Annotated in this window: 15 protein-coding genes and 2 pseudogenes; 11 read left to right on the forward strand and 6 right to left on the reverse strand. The window is 41.2% G+C overall.

The window, feature by feature from the left end; translation table 11 throughout:
• Window positions 1-7: 7 nt before the first annotated feature.
• Window positions 8-172 (reverse strand): hypothetical protein, encoded by a 165-nt coding sequence (locus V7L05_RS06885; protein WP_335163036.1) that lies wholly within the window; start codon window positions 170-172, stop codon window positions 8-10.
• A gap of 10 nt (window positions 173-182) precedes the next feature.
• Here V7L05_RS06885 and V7L05_RS06890 point away from each other — a divergent pair, with 10 nt between their 5' ends.
• The 3 genes from V7L05_RS06890 (at window position 183) to V7L05_RS06900 (ending at window position 3,370) form a co-directional block, all read left to right on the forward strand.
• Window positions 183-842 carry an L-threonylcarbamoyladenylate synthase gene (locus tag V7L05_RS06890; protein WP_335163038.1) on the forward strand — a complete coding sequence of 220 codons (660 nt, stop codon included), beginning with the start codon at window positions 183-185 and terminating at the stop codon, window positions 840-842.
• Window positions 843-1,250: 408 nt separating this feature from the next.
• A complete protein-coding gene (locus V7L05_RS06895) occupies window positions 1,251-2,471 on the forward strand; it encodes a HetZ-related protein (protein ID WP_335163040.1) in 1,221 nt (406 codons plus the stop codon).
• 422 nt (window positions 2,472-2,893) lie between these two features.
• The gene (locus tag V7L05_RS06900; protein WP_335163042.1) at window positions 2,894-3,370 is read left to right on the forward strand and encodes a PD-(D/E)XK nuclease superfamily protein; all 477 of its coding nucleotides are present in this window, start codon (window positions 2,894-2,896) and stop codon (window positions 3,368-3,370) included.
• Here the strand turns inward: V7L05_RS06900 and V7L05_RS06905 are convergent.
• The gene (locus tag V7L05_RS06905; protein WP_335163044.1) at window positions 3,342-4,199 is read right to left on the reverse strand and encodes a DNA adenine methylase; all 858 of its coding nucleotides are present in this window, start codon (window positions 4,197-4,199) and stop codon (window positions 3,342-3,344) included. The genes V7L05_RS06900 and V7L05_RS06905 overlap by 29 nt on opposite strands.
• A 165-nt stretch (window positions 4,200-4,364) precedes the next feature.
• Here V7L05_RS06905 and V7L05_RS06910 point away from each other — a divergent pair, with 165 nt between their 5' ends.
• The 3 genes from V7L05_RS06910 (at window position 4,365) to V7L05_RS06920 (ending at window position 6,185) form a co-directional block, all read left to right on the forward strand.
• Complete coding sequence (locus tag V7L05_RS06910) at window positions 4,365-4,571, forward strand: DUF751 family protein (protein WP_334878923.1); 207 nt, start codon at window positions 4,365-4,367, stop codon at window positions 4,569-4,571.
• A gap of 123 nt (window positions 4,572-4,694) precedes the next feature.
• Entirely contained in the window at window positions 4,695-5,123 is a 429-nt protein-coding gene (rbfA, locus tag V7L05_RS06915; RefSeq protein WP_335163046.1) for a 30S ribosome-binding factor RbfA, read from the forward strand.
• 825 nt (window positions 5,124-5,948) lie between these two features.
• Window positions 5,949-6,185, forward strand: coding sequence for a DUF4327 family protein (locus V7L05_RS06920; protein WP_069073690.1), 237 nt, complete (start codon window positions 5,949-5,951; stop codon window positions 6,183-6,185).
• A gap of 433 nt (window positions 6,186-6,618) precedes the next feature.
• Here V7L05_RS06920 and V7L05_RS06925 read toward each other — a convergent pair whose 3' ends face one another.
• The gene (locus tag V7L05_RS06925; RefSeq protein ID WP_335163048.1) at window positions 6,619-6,972 is read right to left on the reverse strand and encodes a hypothetical protein; all 354 of its coding nucleotides are present in this window, start codon (window positions 6,970-6,972) and stop codon (window positions 6,619-6,621) included.
• 498 nt (window positions 6,973-7,470) lie between these two features.
• Between V7L05_RS06925 and V7L05_RS06930 the strand changes: the two genes are divergently transcribed.
• The gene (locus V7L05_RS06930) at window positions 7,471-8,382 is read left to right on the forward strand and encodes a cation diffusion facilitator family transporter (protein ID WP_335163050.1); all 912 of its coding nucleotides are present in this window, start codon (window positions 7,471-7,473) and stop codon (window positions 8,380-8,382) included.
• Between the two features lie 17 nt (window positions 8,383-8,399).
• On the opposite strand, the gene V7L05_RS06935 is transcribed toward V7L05_RS06930, so the two are convergent.
• Window positions 8,400-8,804 carry a response regulator gene (locus tag V7L05_RS06935; protein WP_335163052.1) on the reverse strand — a complete coding sequence of 135 codons (405 nt, stop codon included), beginning with the start codon at window positions 8,802-8,804 and terminating at the stop codon, window positions 8,400-8,402.
• A 227-nt stretch (window positions 8,805-9,031) separates the two neighbouring features.
• On the opposite strand from V7L05_RS06935, the gene V7L05_RS06940 reads away from it, so the two are divergent.
• Together V7L05_RS06940 and V7L05_RS06945 are read left to right on the forward strand one after the other, a co-directional pair.
• Window positions 9,032-9,349, forward strand: coding sequence for a hypothetical protein (locus V7L05_RS06940; RefSeq protein ID WP_335163054.1), 318 nt, complete (start codon window positions 9,032-9,034; stop codon window positions 9,347-9,349).
• Window positions 9,350-9,402: 53 nt separating this feature from the next.
• Window positions 9,403-9,609: a hypothetical protein gene (locus V7L05_RS06945; RefSeq protein WP_335163056.1), complete on the forward strand. Its 207-nt coding sequence runs from the start codon at window positions 9,403-9,405 to the stop codon at window positions 9,607-9,609.
• Between the two features lie 159 nt (window positions 9,610-9,768).
• On the opposite strand, the gene guaA is transcribed toward V7L05_RS06945, so the two are convergent.
• Together guaA and cbiD are read right to left on the reverse strand one after the other, a co-directional pair.
• Window positions 9,769-11,391 (reverse strand): glutamine-hydrolyzing GMP synthase, encoded by a 1,623-nt coding sequence (gene guaA / locus V7L05_RS06950; RefSeq protein WP_335163058.1) that lies wholly within the window; start codon window positions 11,389-11,391, stop codon window positions 9,769-9,771.
• A gap of 227 nt (window positions 11,392-11,618) precedes the next feature.
• Window positions 11,619-12,752: a cobalt-precorrin-5B (C(1))-methyltransferase CbiD gene (gene cbiD / locus V7L05_RS06955; RefSeq protein ID WP_335163060.1), complete on the reverse strand. Its 1,134-nt coding sequence runs from the start codon at window positions 12,750-12,752 to the stop codon at window positions 11,619-11,621.
• A gap of 496 nt (window positions 12,753-13,248) precedes the next feature.
• Between cbiD and V7L05_RS06960 the strand changes: the two are divergent.
• Together V7L05_RS06960 and V7L05_RS06965 are read left to right on the forward strand one after the other, a co-directional pair.
• A pseudogene (locus V7L05_RS06960) lies at window positions 13,249-14,321 on the forward strand (IS4 family transposase); the annotation flags it as partial.
• A 184-nt stretch (window positions 14,322-14,505) separates the two neighbouring features.
• Window positions 14,506-15,403 (forward strand): annotated as a pseudogene (locus V7L05_RS06965) (IS4 family transposase); the annotation flags it as partial.
• Window positions 15,404-15,499: the final 96 nt, after the last annotated feature.

The raw sequence follows: 15,499 nt of genomic DNA on the forward strand, positions 1-15,499 counted from the left end.
TTTGTCATTAGTTATTAGTTATTGGGCATTGGTTATTCTCATTCTCTCCCTCATCTCCCACCCTGCGGAAAACTAAAGCTACATCTACTCCAGTCTTTTTCTTTAATTTTGAATTTTGAATTTTGAATTGATTTCTCCCCCATTCTCCCACTCCCCACTCCCCACTCCCCAATCTCTGTGTTATGGCAAAAATTTTCCCAGTTCATCCGGATAATCCTCAAATTCGCCGAATAGAGGAAATAAAGTCGGCGCTCTTTGGTGGCGCAGTCATGCTTTACCCTACTGATACAGTTTATGCGATCGGTTGTGATTTGAATGCTAAGTCGGCGGTAGAACGAGTGCGGCAAATTAAACAGCTAGCAAATGATAAACCACTGACATTTTTATCTCCCTCGCTTTCAAATGTGGCAACTTATGCCTTCGTAAGTAACACAGGCTATCGAATTATGAAACGCCTGATTCCAGGGCCGTACACGTTTTTGCTCCCAGCGACTAAGTTAGTACCGCGATTGGTGCAAAGCCCCAAGCGGAAAACTACTGGAATTAGAGTCCCAAACCATACTGTGTGTTTGGAGTTGCTGGCAGCGTTGGGCAATCCGATTATTTCAACTTCAGCACATCTGCCACCAGATGAAGCAGATAATGGCATGATTCGGATAGAGAAAGAAACTGTTCAGTCGCGGGTAGAGCTATTTGACCGTTTGGATAAGTTGGTAGATATCATTATAGACACTGGCCAGGAACCTACATATGAAGTGTCTACCATCTTGGATTTGACAGAAGACGAACCAGTAATGATACGGAGGGGTTTAGGTTGGGAAGCAGCAGCAGCATGGGTATAACAATTCCACTTCACAGGCGCACCTCTTTGTTTCGGAAATTGTGATCAAAACGACTCCAGTTTTGAAATTGTCATATTTAGAGCCGATGTCTACGACGGGCTGTTCGGTGACGCAGTGGATATAACAGAATGGTGGCAACAGTTGGCACAGCAAGGTATTTGACAACTTTGAGAAAATGGCGAGTACTCGTGTGTCAGCTTCAATGTAGTGGCTTGTGAAAAAAACCGACACATTGCCATAACTATAACTCTTTCGTATTTCCTACAGTTTTATATATGAGCTTTAGATGTGAGCATTACATGGGGCAAGTTTTGATGGATGAATGCCTAAAGATTCACAAGCCAAGTACGGTCTTGATTGCTGTGTCTGCGTTGTAATTACGGTGCAATACTACTACCTGGAAAAGTCATGAAAGCTAACGTCGTCAATCTACCAAACTCTAGAGCTATTTTTGAGAACCACGTTTCGACTGAAGAATTTTCAGATAGCAGCAGCGATACCTTGATTGAATTGCTGTGTGAGGAAATGCAAGGGCAAGTGAAAGCAGCGCCCAAGTGTGTAGAAGCTTTAGCAAAGCGCATAGCCGTAGAAGTAGAACGCATTTGCGACAAAAGCTCCCGTATTCAAACATCTGGGGAAATCAAATCCTGGCAGATGACGTTGGGAAGGCATCGGATGCAAAAGTGCTTACGTTACTACCAACTAGGTTCCAAACAAGGGCGGGTGGAATTACATAGCAATTTGGGTGCTATGGTTTACCGCCATATAACCATGTCCGGCTCGGAGTTGGGTTTTGAGGCTCGTTACAGCCTGATTGAAGATTTTTTACAAGCATTTTATATCGAAGCTATCAAAGCTTTCCGCAGAGAAAACGAATTACCTAACGATCACACGCCGCGTACTCAGCTGCAATTAGCTGAATATATGTCCTTTACAGAGCAGTACGCCAAACGCCGGATTAATTTACCTGGTGGTGCAAATCAGCAATTGATTATCTTACGGGCCCAAGGTTTTGCTCGTCGTCAGCCCCAAGAAACTACCGTCGATATTGAAATGGCGGTAGAGTCTGCTAAGGGTGAAGAAGCAGAATCTTACCAGCGTAACTCGGCGGTGCAACAGCTGCGATCGCAAATGATTGCCCAAACTAATTTCGATCCATCAGAAGAGTCAGAACGCGATCGCGTCATCACTGAATTGATGAAATATTTGGAGTCTCAAGGTCAATCTGACTGTATGAACTACCTCAGCTTGAAACTTCAAGACCTCTCAGCCCCAGAAATTGACCAAATTCTCGGTTTAACTAGCCGTCAGCGCGATTATCTCCAACAACGGTTTAAATACCACGTTGAAAAGTTTGCCAAACAACACCACTGGCAATTGGTACATCAATGGTTAGGTGCGGGTTTAGAGCAAAAGTTGGGTTTATCTTCCCAGCAGTGGGAAATCTTTGTGAATCAACTCACAGAACAACAACAGCAACTATTACAGTTAAAAACTGCACGGGAAAACGACCTTGCGATCGCCAAAACCATCAAATGCACCCCCAAACAGCTACAAAAGCGCTGGACTCAACTTTTAGAAATAGCATGGGCTATCCGCAACGGTCATACTGAAGCTCAGACAGGTTGAAGCTAAGTACATAATTTCACAAGTTCGCAGCGAAAAAAACTGCCTTGATTAAACCTTTGCGTTCCTCTGCGCTAACCTTTGCGATCCTTTGCGTTTAAATTTCAACCCTGAATTCGCCACGAATTTATGCAAAGTCCCGCTAAGGCAAAATCACTAAAATTTATCCAACCTTAATCAGGGGCAAAGAGAAAAGGAAAATTCCATTCCTTTCATACTTCCCTGAATTAGTAACTCGTTTTTTATCCAAATTATTAATACATTTGTATTTATTTAGTACAAAAATACCAATATTTTCGGATTTTTTTACCTATTAATCCAACCTTGTTTAGTCAAAATCAAAAATTCATATTAAGCAACTGACCCTTTTTTACTGCTTCTGTGAAATCCTATAATAAGCAGGACTTTTGGCAGAGGGATTGAAGATGGCTCTGACTCAAGGCGGACGGGCAAATAAGTCTGGGAATATTTTAGAAGGAAATGTAGAAGCAATCTTGAATGGATATAATTATTTCCAAGTAGGGAACTATGTCCCAAAAGAATTTATCCTAAATGCTGCTTTATTACCAAAACGTTATGGAAAAGAAGTTTATATTGGAACTGGAATTTATCACACCGATCTGAAAGTTGATTTTTATGTTGTTGGCTCACCTGCAATGCCATCTGGTTTAATTTTAGAGTGCAAATGGCAAGAAAGCCCCGGTTCGGTTGATGAAAAGTTCCCTTACTTGAACATGAACATTCAGCATTATTACCCTGCACCAACTATCGTCATACTAGGCGGTGAAGGTATGCGAGAAGGTGCAAGCAAATGGCTAAAAGCAAGAGTTAATGATAACCATAATTTATTAGCAGTTTATAGCTTAGATAGATTCATTGCTTGGGCAAATAAAAATCTTTAAAAGATGTAATTAATAGTTCGGAAATCATGCCTCTATTTTTTATATTTGAGTTAATTGAACGCGCTGCTTTGATTTTGTAGGTTTCAAAATTGATATCTTGATAAATTTTTCTAATAAATTCACTATCAGAATTACAGACCATAACTTTGACACCACGACTTGCTAACTCTGCACAAGTATCTCTTAAAAGTTCTTGGTCTTTTTTATTAAAACAATTTTGACTATAAGCAGTAAAATAACTAGTGTCACTGATAGGATGGTAGGGCGGATCAAAAAATACAAAGTCATCACTGCTAGTCGCATTATTTAGGACTTCTGTGAAATCTGCTTGTCGAATTTCTGCGTGAGAAAGTACTATTGAGGCTACTCTCAGTAAGTTCTCATGACAAATATTGGGATTTTCATATCTGCCTAAAGGCACATTGAATTTGCCCTGTGAGTTGACTCGATAAAGACCATTAAAACAAGTTTTATTAAGATAAATTAGACGAGCAGCTTTTTCTATATCAGTACCACCAGATTTGTTTCTGACACTATAGTAATAATCTTTATCATGTCGGATTTTATGCTCTTTCAATATAGAAATTAACTCCTCAACATCATTTCTAACACAACAATAAGTGTTAATTAATTCGGCGTTAATATCAGTTAAAATTGCTGCACTTGGTTGGAGATAGAAAAAAACAGCACCACCACCTAAGAATGGCTCATAGTAATTTTTATAACTCTTGGGAAAATAAGGAATATATTGCTGTATCAGCCTACTTTTACCCCCTGCCCACTTCAAAAATGGACGCGGGCTAGTTTCCTTGGGGATTTGAATTACCATTTACCTACGATTTAACTGAAAATAATCGTGACTAAATAAAGCCAATATAACCGACGGGCAATATTTTATATTAGCTGGCTAATTTTCCAGCCGCATAGATTACAATTGAGTAGATTAAGCATATCAAAACAAACGTAAGTATATAACAAGGCAGTTTACATTCAGATGTTTGACGGATTTTGGGATAACGTCTTTCGCTACCCTCGGTACTTAATTAGTATCGTCTTAGGACTGTTTCTGAACACCTTTGCGCCATTAGTGCCACTGTTGAAGCGTCCAGTCACCTTGATCGCCATCTTGGGTTTCTTTGTGAGCAGCCTAGTCTTCCTGACTCTCACCCTACGGGCAATGTTGGGCTTGAGTACAATCTAGACTAGCGTTATATCGGGGCTGTGCCCCACAGACGGTTGCTCTTGGCGTTGCTCCCGCTAAGTACTGTCTACCCAAATTGCATCTATTTTTGTCGTACAACCTCTGTGATGAGGCGAAATTTTTATGGCTACAAATCGTCGGGTTTCCCGCGTTGCTGAATTGATCAAACGGGAAGTTAGCCAAATGCTACTCAACGGCATTAAGGATGACCGTGTGGGTACTGGAATGGTAAGTGTTACTGATGTTGATGTTTCCGGCGATCTCCAACACGCCAAAATCTACGTCAGCATCTATGGTACTGATGAAGCTAAGGTAGAAACAATGGCAGGCTTAAAGTCCGCCACGGGTTACGTTCGCAGCGAACTTGGGGCGCGGGTACGGCTACGTCGTACACCAGAGGTGATATTTCTCGAAGATCGCTCCATAGAACGCGGTAATAAAGTATTGGCACTACTAAACCAACTTAACGATGAGCGTCCGCCAGAAAATCTGGTATCAGTAGAAAACAGCACTGATCAAAATGATCGGGATGACCAGGAATTCTCCGAATAAGTAACTAAAACAACAATGTAACTTCAGAACAATTAATCTCAGCAAATCCGCCAAACAGTTTACAGACGTGACGAGATCACGTCTGTTTTAATGTAACCATAACCTAATTCAGGGATTCAGTAGTTGCATATATACGCTTTCTGTTTGTCTTGGCTTTCGTCTCTACTCTAGTATTCTCCCTTTCCCTCTGCCGCATATTTTTTTATTTGCAAGTCCTTTACTCCTCCCTCTTACAGATGCTTATCTCAGGAAAACTGTTTAATATGAGTGCTGAAATTAACCTAAGTAATTGCGGATTTGCTTAAAAAAATGTTAACAGATGTTAGTGTAAAAGCTTTCGTCGTATATTTTAGCCGTGATGTTTTGCAACAGTTTATACCATAGTGTCTGACAAATATTCTTGTGTTGTTTACCCTTAGATAAATACCAGTAGTTCAAGATCCGATTTTAAGGTGATTATTTGATATGTAAGCGATGCCTGCGGCGGGCTAGCCTACGTGATATAAACTCTTTCCAACCGCAAAATCTTGCCTAAAGACAGTAATGGCAAGACTTTCAGACTTGTGGCATCAAATTCATACAGCTACATAAGCAGGTTAAGTTAACTACTCGGAATTTTTTTGTAAAGCGGATTTTCGAGAAATGTCAGAATTTGTTGACTTTCTTCACATTTCTTGAGACAATTTCAGGATAGGTAGCGTCAGAATAAAAATAGTTCCGTATAGCAAACTACAAAATCTTAGCCACAAGTCTAATTTCTGTCATGTTTGTTCCTAATTATTAAGGGGAACACTATCTAAAGTGTTAATTTGTGAGTAAAAAACCATGAGTGTGAATACGGTGCCTTCTATCAATTACTACTCTCTAGATGTGATTCAAGACGAAGCACGCCGACTGGTGCAAAAGGGAATGATTAGCAGACAACAGCCAATATATACCCTCTGCCAATACATTCCAGCGAGAGAGTGGGTTTGCGTTGAATGTGAATTAGAGAAATGTGACTTTTTGTTACGCGATCGCATTGGCGACCTAATTGGTCGTGAACAATGGGACAACGACTAATCAATCTTTGATTTCGGATTTGGGATTGGGAGTTTATTTTTGATGCGTGGATGTCACCATCAACGATTCAATGCCCAATCTGGGGGATAATCTCTGGTTTTTGATGAGCATTGCCCCATACAGAATCTTGCGTTTTTTATTACCACAGAAGCATTGAAGTCGGAATTTATACAACTTTTCAAGTTAAACAAGGCATCGGAATTAATTGTTTTGTATATCTGATGCTACAGCTTGAGTCTAGTATGTAGATTCTCAAACCGGGGTGGTTCCTAATGTTGAACTGCTCCGGTAATTTTTATAGAAATATAGTAATCCGCTTTGATTATTGAACTGACTTGCGTAGGCTGGGAGTAGGGAATAGGGAGTGGGGAGTAGGGAATAAGCCTTTTCGATTAGTACTTAATTTGTTCAAAAATCAAATAGGAGTCCTATATTACCCCACTTGCTCTAAATACTGATTAATGTCTTCAATGATCCGGGTAAGTTCAGCTTCCGTAGTCAAGCGGATGTTGAGGTTGCGGACAGTCAGCAAAACTTTGGCTGCGAAGGGTGTCGGCCAGATATTAGGATTACAGAAAATTTCTAAAAATACTTCACCCGTATAACGATATTCCAGGGGAGGCTGGGGAGTGATTTTACCACCGCCAGGAGTGGGTTTAGCGGCGACAGCTTTCAGGCGTTCCATCAGTTGATCGGTCGCTGCCTTTAATTCTCGTGCTGCTTGGGGTGAAAAACTGAAAGATACAGAACCTTCAATTAGGTTCAATGTTAGAGGAGTTGAAGACATAGCTTTTTGATTAAAACTTCTTGATAAGTACTAATATTACTGGAAGAAGGGGACTCTGACGTGGAAACTGTCAGATTTCGCTCCTCAAATCTTGACCATTTTCGGAATGAAGCGCGGCCTTCCTTATCCTTATCAGCTAGTAAATAAAACTCATTAAGCTCGTCAGTTATTCGGAGTAAGTACAGACCACTGATGTTAGTAATAGCATCTTTTAATACAATCTGATCTGACCTAAGTGGATGTATGAATAACAAAATTAATTAAAATATTCCGGGAATTAATGCTAAAAATATGCTGTTATCAGTAAAGCCATTACTAATGCCTATCCAGATTGTAGCTACTGTTAGTTAAAAAGAATCTCAACAACTTGCTATAAAACATAGAGACTATAGAGAGACTTAATTCTTACTGCGTAAGACTTTGATACATTTTATTTGTGTTTATTTGTATTTTGAGTTCTACATTAGAAGTCATAGAACTTGATGTGATAAATTATCCATGACTTACGATAACCGCGCCGAAGTGCGAAAGGTTTTAATTATTACTCTACTGCTCAACCTGTTTGTACTGGGATTGAAAGCACTTGTGGGCTACTGGACAGGTTCTTTGAGTTTGCTAGCTGATGCCTTGCATAGTGTGACAGATAGCGCCAACAACGTTTTAGGATTAATTGCGAGTAAATTTTCTTCTCCACAACCCGATCGCGAGCATCCCTACGGACACCACAAATTTGAAGCAGTAGGAGCTTTAGGAATTGCCTCATTTTTAGGAATAGCCTGTTTTGAAATTCTGCAAGGAGCAATCGAGCGAATTCTCAAAGGTGGTGGTGAACCTGTGAGAATATCGCCACCTGAGTTGTGGTTATTACTAATTGTGCTGGGTGTGAATATTTTTGTGGCGTTTTACGAACGTGCTGTGGGTAGGCGGGTAGGTAGCTCAATTCTCATCGCTGACGCGACACATACCATGAGTGATATTTGGGTGACAATCTCTGTAATTGGCGGCTTGATCGGAGTTTGGCTAGGTTATCAATGGATGGATATAGTGTTAGCTTTTCCTGTGGCCTTGTTGGTATTTTGGAGTGGTTGGTCAGTTTTAAAAGAGAATTTGCCTTGGCTTGTGGATCAAATGGCGATCGCACCAGAAGCAATACATGCGATCGCTACTTCTGTTCCAGGTGTAACTAACTGTCATGATATTGCCTCTCGCGGTGTTCTTGGTCGTCAAGTGTTCATTGAAATGCATTTAATCGTGGATGCACCAGACGTAGAAACCGCCCACCAGATCACCGAAGAAGTAGAAAGCCGATTAGAAGAACGGTTCCGTCCAGTGAGGATTTTAATTCATGTTGAGCCACCAGGATATAAGTCTGAGCAAATTAGCTTTGAAACTGGAAAATATGATCAGTAACATCAGAAAAGATCAGGTTAACTCTTATAAGAAGCAATCAAATTAGCGACGATCGCAACTAGTTCTCCTGGATCAACTGGTTTAGCCACATGAGTCTGAAAGCCCGCTTCCAGCGCCTGGCTACGATACTCGCTATCGCCATAGGCAGTTAAAGCGATAGCGGGAAGTTTTCCCCAAATATCAGGCTTCAGCGCCCGGATCTTGCGGATGAGGGTGTAGCCATCTTCACCAGGCATCGCAATATCAGAAATCAAGACATCTGGTTGCAACTCAGATAGTACTTTCAATGCTACCGCCGCCGATGCAACTGCCATGACGGTGGCTCCATCAGCTTCCAACACGGTAGTAATATAAAAGCGGCTATCGTCATCATCATCAACTACGAGGATGTTTAAGCCAGCAAGGGGAAGAGCAGGTTCCATAACACCTCCATTAACGTTGATTAAATGAAAGTTATTTCTAATGAGCTGCTTGTTTTTCTCTGTCACCATACCATTGGTAATTTTACTGCGATCGCGCCTATTTTCCTAGACAATAAATCAATTCGTCTAGCCATCATCCATTTTGCGGCTAGTTGTTCGCTGGTATTGATAAACTATGGTGAAGATGCTTGAAAATATAGATATTGCTTTAAATGTGAGAGCGAACCATGACTGAAGCCAAGGCTACCCGTACAACTCGTCGGGGACGAATATTCCCTGAAATTCACTGGACAGAGGAACAAAAAGCGCAACGTGAAGCCGAACGGGAAGCTTTTTACCAACGCTGTAAACCAGTATTTGATAAAGTTAAATCGGAATTAATTGGAACTCATTACAACTGGTATCTTACTGTTGAACCCGATAGTGGAGAGTATTTCGTCAATAAGGATTTAGAAGTGGTTTGGCAACAGTGTCGTGAAAAACATCCTGGTAAAATACACCATACTTTCCGAATTAATGAGTCTGGGGCTTGCGGCACGATATGATATAGTAGTCTGCTTTGATTTTTGAAATTATTTGCGTAGACAGGGAGTAGGGAGTGGGGAGTGGGGAAGAAGCCTTTTCATGGTGTACTGATTTTTTTCAAAAATCAAATACGAGTCCTATAGAGGGTTTTTTTGATGATGAGGATGCGCTACATTTCGAGATTAATTTCATAACATCCGATGGATTAGAATTAGAGTTGATGCAATGTTGGATATGGGTTTATAAATCAATACTTGCAAATAAAAAAAGTATAGTTTAAGTTTGAAAGACTTGGGTACGTCGTCTTTTTTGAAAGTCTTGAAATACGACTTCTCCTTGCACCGAGAAATGTTTTGGGATAAACCACCCACAGGTATTCTTCAAAAGAGAAAAAGCGCAGAGAGAATAGATGAACTCTCTGCGCTTGTTTGCGTTTACATTATTCCCATTCAATGGTTCCAGGCGGCTTAGAGGTGATGTCATAAACCACCCGATTCACCCCTTTCACCTCATTCACAATCCGAGTGGAAATCACTTCCAAGACATCGTAAGGCACTCTCGCCCAATCAGCAGTCATGCCATCTTCACTGGTAACAATTCGCAAAACAATGGGGTAAGCGTAAGTACGTTGATCCCCCATAACGCCAACAGTACGAATTGGCAGCAATACAGCAAATGCTTGCCAGAAATCATGATACAGACCGCGTTGGTTAATTTCTTGCCGTACAATCAAATCGGCATCGCGCAAGATGTTTAAGCGCTCAGATGTGACTTCTCCCAGAATACGAATTGCCAAACCAGGCCCAGGAAAAGGTTGTCGTTGGACAATTTCTTCTGGTAAACCAATAGAACGCCCAACTTTGCGGACTTCATCTTTAAACAATTTCCGCAGTGGCTCCACCAATTTAAATCTTAGGTCTTTGGGCAAACCGCCAACATTGTGATGACTCTTAATTTTCACCGCTACCCGCTCACCAGTTTGGGAATCAACGTTGGTGTCAGCAGATTCGATCACATCTGGATAAAGAGTCCCTTGAGCCAGATAGTCAAAGTGACCGAGGCGCTTGGATGTTTCCTCAAATACACTGATAAATTCGTGTCCGATGCGGCGGCGTTTTTCTTCGGGATCTGTGATATCAGTAATCCTAGCTAAAAAGCGATCGCGGGCATTAACATACTCTACAGGAATATGAAACTGCTCTTGGAACAGTTTTACCAATCGCTCTGGCTCATACTTTCGCATAAAGCCTTGATCGATAAACACGCAAGTCAGTTGGTCGCCAATCGCCTTATATAGCAAGAAGGCCAGGGTAGAAGAATCCACTCCACCAGACAGCGCCAACAGCACCCGCTTTTCACCGACTCTGGCGCGAATTTCTCGAATTGCGTCTTCGACAAAAGCTGCTGTTGTCCAAGTAGGTTCGCAATCGCAGATGTGATAGACAAAATTACGGATTAATGCTATACCGCCAACAGAATGCACCACCTCTGGATGGAACTGAACGCCGTAAAGTTTCTTTTCGTGGTTGGCGATCGCCGCACAGGGGGTATTTTCTGTATGTGCCAGCAATTCAAACGCTGGTGGCATTTGAATAACTGAGTCTCCATGACTCATCCACATCGTAGTGCCATCTTCAACGTTGGTCAGCAAATCTGTGGGATCATCAATATATAATGATGCTTTGCCGTATTCACCTCGCTCGGCCTTTGCCACTTCGCCACCGAGTTGGTTCACCATCAGCTGCATGCCATAGCAAACACCCAAGATGGGTATTCCCAAATTCCAGATTTCTGAGTCACAATGGGGAGCGTGATCACCATAAACCGAACTCGGTCCACCAGAGAGGATGATTCCCTTAGGATTGAGTTGGCGCAAATGTTCAGAAGTAGTACGATAGGACAAAACTTCTGAGTATACTTGAGTCTCGCGGATGCGACGGGCAATTAGCTCAGAATATTGAGAGCCAAAGTCCAGAATTACAATCAATTGCCGATCAAGCCGCCCAAAATTTTCCAATGTTGGGGGAGCTTGTTCTGTTGGTAGAGTCACCGCTGTATTCATGACGGGAGAGTTATATCTGTTAAGGATAGATAGATGCTTTGTGGTCTATGGTGATACCATTATCAGCCTGGATAGGCTGATAATGGTATAGAAAGCCTTGACAAACGCGAGTTTATGTGCGTTTGTCTAGTCCCTGAGTCGGAGATGGTATTAGAACGATAAACTTACCCTAGAGTGGTTACTTAAAAGACTATTTATTTGGATTGTTTACGATTATTCATAATAAATTAACATAATTTTCCGATCAACAGACCAGCAGTTTTACTCTTCACGATAATTTTGCGATCGCGGTCAAACAGGATAGAGCCACAGACTGTTACTCCTGTACCGTGTTCGCTATGGCTTTGGATGTATTCTTGGGAACGGATATCGATAGTTTCGGCGATCGCAGTGTAAACTTGATTTACCCAATCACTACCAGTTGCAGTATCTAGCGATCGTAAATATGTCAGTGCAGCTTCCGCAGTCGCACTATTAAACACAGCTTGGATATCTGGTGATTTTAAACCAGCGATCGCACAATGCGCGGCTAAAATTTCCCGGCGTCCATCAGCCAAGTAGTGATGAGTATGAAAAATCCCACCCGCGAGTTTCATCAGCTTACCGTGATAGCCAAATAATAAGATTTCTTTCACACGCAGCAGATCAGCTTCTACTAACATTGGGCCGAGCCAGTTAGCAGTTTTGACCAATTGTTCAGGATTAATCCCTAGTTTACGCGCCAAATCTAGGCCATTTTCCCCGATACAGAATACTAAACTCTCAAAACGACTGGCTTTATTTTGTAATTCCGCCCGAAAAACTGCAAGCTGATCTGGTGTACTCAAAGGTTGAGAAATACCGGTTGTACCTAAAAGGGAAAGTCCTTCAACCACACCAAAGGCAGAATTTGAAGTGCGAACAGCAAGCGATCGCCCTTGGGGTAGAATAATCGTCACCGTGATTTTTTCTCCCGGTGCTAGCATTCGTTGCAAATTCTCTTGCAAAAGCCTTTGAGCATAAGCATAAATAGCTGGCTTGTCATCAGCATTTAATTGCCTACCAATCCCTTCCCCACCTTTAATAATTACTGCTTCCTCATCTCCCTCATCCCCCTCATCCCCTCCTCTCCATTCCACCAATGCCCAAATCGGTGTATTTTTAGTCAGGTCAAGATTATCACCAGGGTCACTGCGGGTGATTGCTAAAGCCATATTCTCAGATAGTCCCGCTACCTGTTCAATGGGGATTTCGGCGATTTGATCTGGTTCAATTAGATATACCGACGCTATGCTTAATGGTTGGCGATCGCGTAACCAATGTAAAGCTGCAAGAGCAGCAGCGCAAGCAAATACCGGGAGTGTGTATCCAGAACGGGACATTTTTTAAATTCAAAAGTCAAAATAATTCTTCAAAAATAAAGACAGTTTCAGACGGCAATTTAGACCCAATTGTAGCTTGCTTCCTTCACGGTAACGACTAAGTTTATCTGACGGCATTGCTCATTGCAGCATAATCGATAGCGCTAGCCTCCTTTCCGTGTGCAGGCACTTGTTAGACATGCATAATGAACACTGCTCGACAATAATTGTTAATGCTATTACCTATATCAAAAATTAGGTCAATCACTTTTTTTCTATGGTTCATGACAACCTCTCTATATTCAGTCTGAGCAAAATTCTCGCCTTCATAATCAAAGGCATCAAATCTATAGCCTGCATCTACCCAATTTCTATTGGTCAATGTAATTTGAAGGGTAGTATCCACTAGCTGACGGGGCGACAAAATAGGCTAAAAAGCTTACGATATAAAGAATGCAGCAATTTATGGTAGAAAAAGATAGGTCTAGTTTTGTCAAGAAGACCAATAAGATTGATAATGTTACCTAAATTCTACCAAACACATCTCAAAAGTCAACTGAGTACTGCTGAATATCTCTTACTACAGATTTTGATTACTGTGCTGCAATCGATTAAAAAAGTCAGTTTAGAAGCTGTGGCCAATGCTTTACCAATTCCTATTGAATTTGAAAGTAGAAGAAAGAAAGTCCAAAGATTTTTGTCATTACCAAATCTAGAAATCAAAAAAATTTGGTTTCCTATAGTTATCAAATGGCTATCAATATATTTTGATGACCAAAAAACAATTTATCTAGCAATTGACCGCACAAATTGGGGTTGTACAAATTTGTTCATGGTAAGTATAATTTGGGACAAAAGAAGCTTCCCAATATATTTTGAGTTATTATCAAAACTTGGTAGTAGCAATTTGGATGAACAGAAAAGAATTTTATCTCAAGTCTTCCCAATTGTTAGTAATTATAATGTATGTGTATTAGGAGACCGATAATTTTGTTCAGTCAACCTAGCAAACTGGCTCTGTGAAAAGAAAGTATATTTTTGTTTACGTCTAAAAAAGAATCATTTTATTGAAAGAGAAACAGATATTTGGTTGCAGCTAGATGATTTAGGACTTTACCCTGGTATTTCCTTTTTTCTGAAAGGAGTTAAAGTTACAAAAACCAAGGGTTTACGAGGTTTTAACTTAGCTTGTAAATGGAAACGTAAAATCTTGGGAGTAGCTCCCGAAGAAGGATGGTTTATTTTAACAAATATGCCAAGTTTAGAATTAGCGTAGGCGTAGCCCGCCGTAGGCATCGCTGCCTATAAGAGAAGGTTCGATATTGAGCGGAGTCGGAGACACTCCGCCTCCGAGAAATGTTCCGTGACTTTAAGAAAGGTGGTTATAATTTATCAGATACATTAGTATCTGATAAACGCTTAATAGCTCTAATTTTATTGATAGCGTTCGCGGAGCGTGCGCGAAGCGCTCTCGCCTACACCGGAGCGACAATTTCTGGACAAAAAATTAAACGTAAAGGTGTCCAAAAATATGTTGGTCGTGTTAAAGAATATGGGCGTACAGTCAGGCGGCATAGCAGTTTTTATATCAATACGGTTCAGTTAAGGTTAAAAGTCATGTAAATTAAGGATTATCCCCAAGAATAGAAATTAACTGTGGTGCATCTCAAAGATTTCTCGCTGCTGTCTCCAATGATACAAAGCAATGATTTGCTAAAAGCGATAGAGATAGCCATCCCTGCAACTGCTATTGAGCGAGCGATAAGCCTACGGCATGGCTTCGCTTACCGCAACAAGCAAAGCTAGCGAAGAAAGAAATCGTTCTTTACCAGCACATTTGGTAGTTTGTCTGCTAGTAGCAATGAGCCTTTGGTCGAGAGATTCGATGCGGGATGTACTCAAAAACTTAATTGATGGAATGTCTGAGGCATGGGTAAAGGTGGGTAAATATTGGCGAGTGCCATGTAAATCAGCAATCACTCAAGCTCGGCAGCGATTAGGGGCAGGGGTGATGAGCCAATTATTTCACCAGTTAGTACAACCAATGGCGACTGGTGAGACAATAGGAGCCTTTCTAAATGGACTGCGAATTGTGGTGATTGATGGCACTTGTTTTGATGTTCCAGATAGCGATGAAAATGCGAGAGTTTTTGGTCGCCCCGGTAGTCGTCCAGGCACACAAGCAGCTTTTCCCAAAGTCAGATTAGTCATATTGGTAGAAGCCGGAACGCACATAATATTTGATGCAATAAGAGTGTCCATACCGCATAGGAGAACGAGTGCGGGCATTAAAATTATTACGCTCTGTCACATCAGGGATGTTGTTGATGTGGGATAGGGGATTGCATTCGTATGCAATGGTACACGCAACAGTGTCTAAGGGGTGTGACTATTTAGGGAGAATTCCTGCCAATGTTAAATTCCTTGCAGAAAAATCGTTGCCAGACGGCTCTTATCTGTCATGGATTTACCCAACTGGAAAGCTACGAAAAAAGGGTTGTCAGCCAATATCAGTACGAGTTATCGAGTACACAATTGAGCATCATGATAACCCAGAGGAACAACTGACATACCGCTTGATTACTAGCCTGTTAGACATTCAGCAATTTCCCTCTGAATTCTTGGCTAGAGAATATCATCAGCGTTGGGAGGTGGAAAATACGATTGATGAATCAATACCTTAGCCAATTTACGAGGATTCAATGCCTGTAGAAACGGGATGAATACGCCCTAAAGAAGTAAGCTTGGCAAAAATCTGATTTAATAAA

The organism is Nostoc sp., from assembly GCF_036917755.1.
In the GTDB taxonomy this organism is placed as follows: domain Bacteria; phylum Cyanobacteriota; class Cyanobacteriia; order Cyanobacteriales; family Nostocaceae; genus Nostoc.

Coding starts and splice junctions, on each gene's coding strand:
- V7L05_RS06890 (WP_335163038.1), top strand. CDS start 183: ATGGCAAAAATTTTCCCAGTTCATCCGGATAATCCTCAAATTCGCCGA.
- V7L05_RS06895 (WP_335163040.1), top strand. CDS start 1,251: ATGAAAGCTAACGTCGTCAATCTACCAAACTCTAGAGCTATTTTTGAG.
- V7L05_RS06930 (WP_335163050.1), top strand. CDS start 7,471: ATGACTTACGATAACCGCGCCGAAGTGCGAAAGGTTTTAATTATTACT.
- rbfA (WP_335163046.1), top strand. CDS start 4,695: ATGGCTACAAATCGTCGGGTTTCCCGCGTTGCTGAATTGATCAAACGG.
- guaA (WP_335163058.1), bottom strand. CDS start 11,391: ATGAATACAGCGGTGACTCTACCAACAGAACAAGCTCCCCCAACATTG.
- V7L05_RS06925 (WP_335163048.1), bottom strand. CDS start 6,972: ATGTCTTCAACTCCTCTAACATTGAACCTAATTGAAGGTTCTGTATCT.
- V7L05_RS06900 (WP_335163042.1), top strand. CDS start 2,894: ATGGCTCTGACTCAAGGCGGACGGGCAAATAAGTCTGGGAATATTTTA.
- V7L05_RS06905 (WP_335163044.1), bottom strand. CDS start 4,199: ATGGTAATTCAAATCCCCAAGGAAACTAGCCCGCGTCCATTTTTGAAG.
- V7L05_RS06910 (WP_334878923.1), top strand. CDS start 4,365: ATGTTTGACGGATTTTGGGATAACGTCTTTCGCTACCCTCGGTACTTA.
- V7L05_RS06940 (WP_335163054.1), top strand. CDS start 9,032: ATGACTGAAGCCAAGGCTACCCGTACAACTCGTCGGGGACGAATATTC.
- cbiD (WP_335163060.1), bottom strand. CDS start 12,752: ATGTCCCGTTCTGGATACACACTCCCGGTATTTGCTTGCGCTGCTGCT.
- V7L05_RS06935 (WP_335163052.1), bottom strand. CDS start 8,804: ATGGAACCTGCTCTTCCCCTTGCTGGCTTAAACATCCTCGTAGTTGAT.
- V7L05_RS06920 (WP_069073690.1), top strand. CDS start 5,949: ATGAGTGTGAATACGGTGCCTTCTATCAATTACTACTCTCTAGATGTG.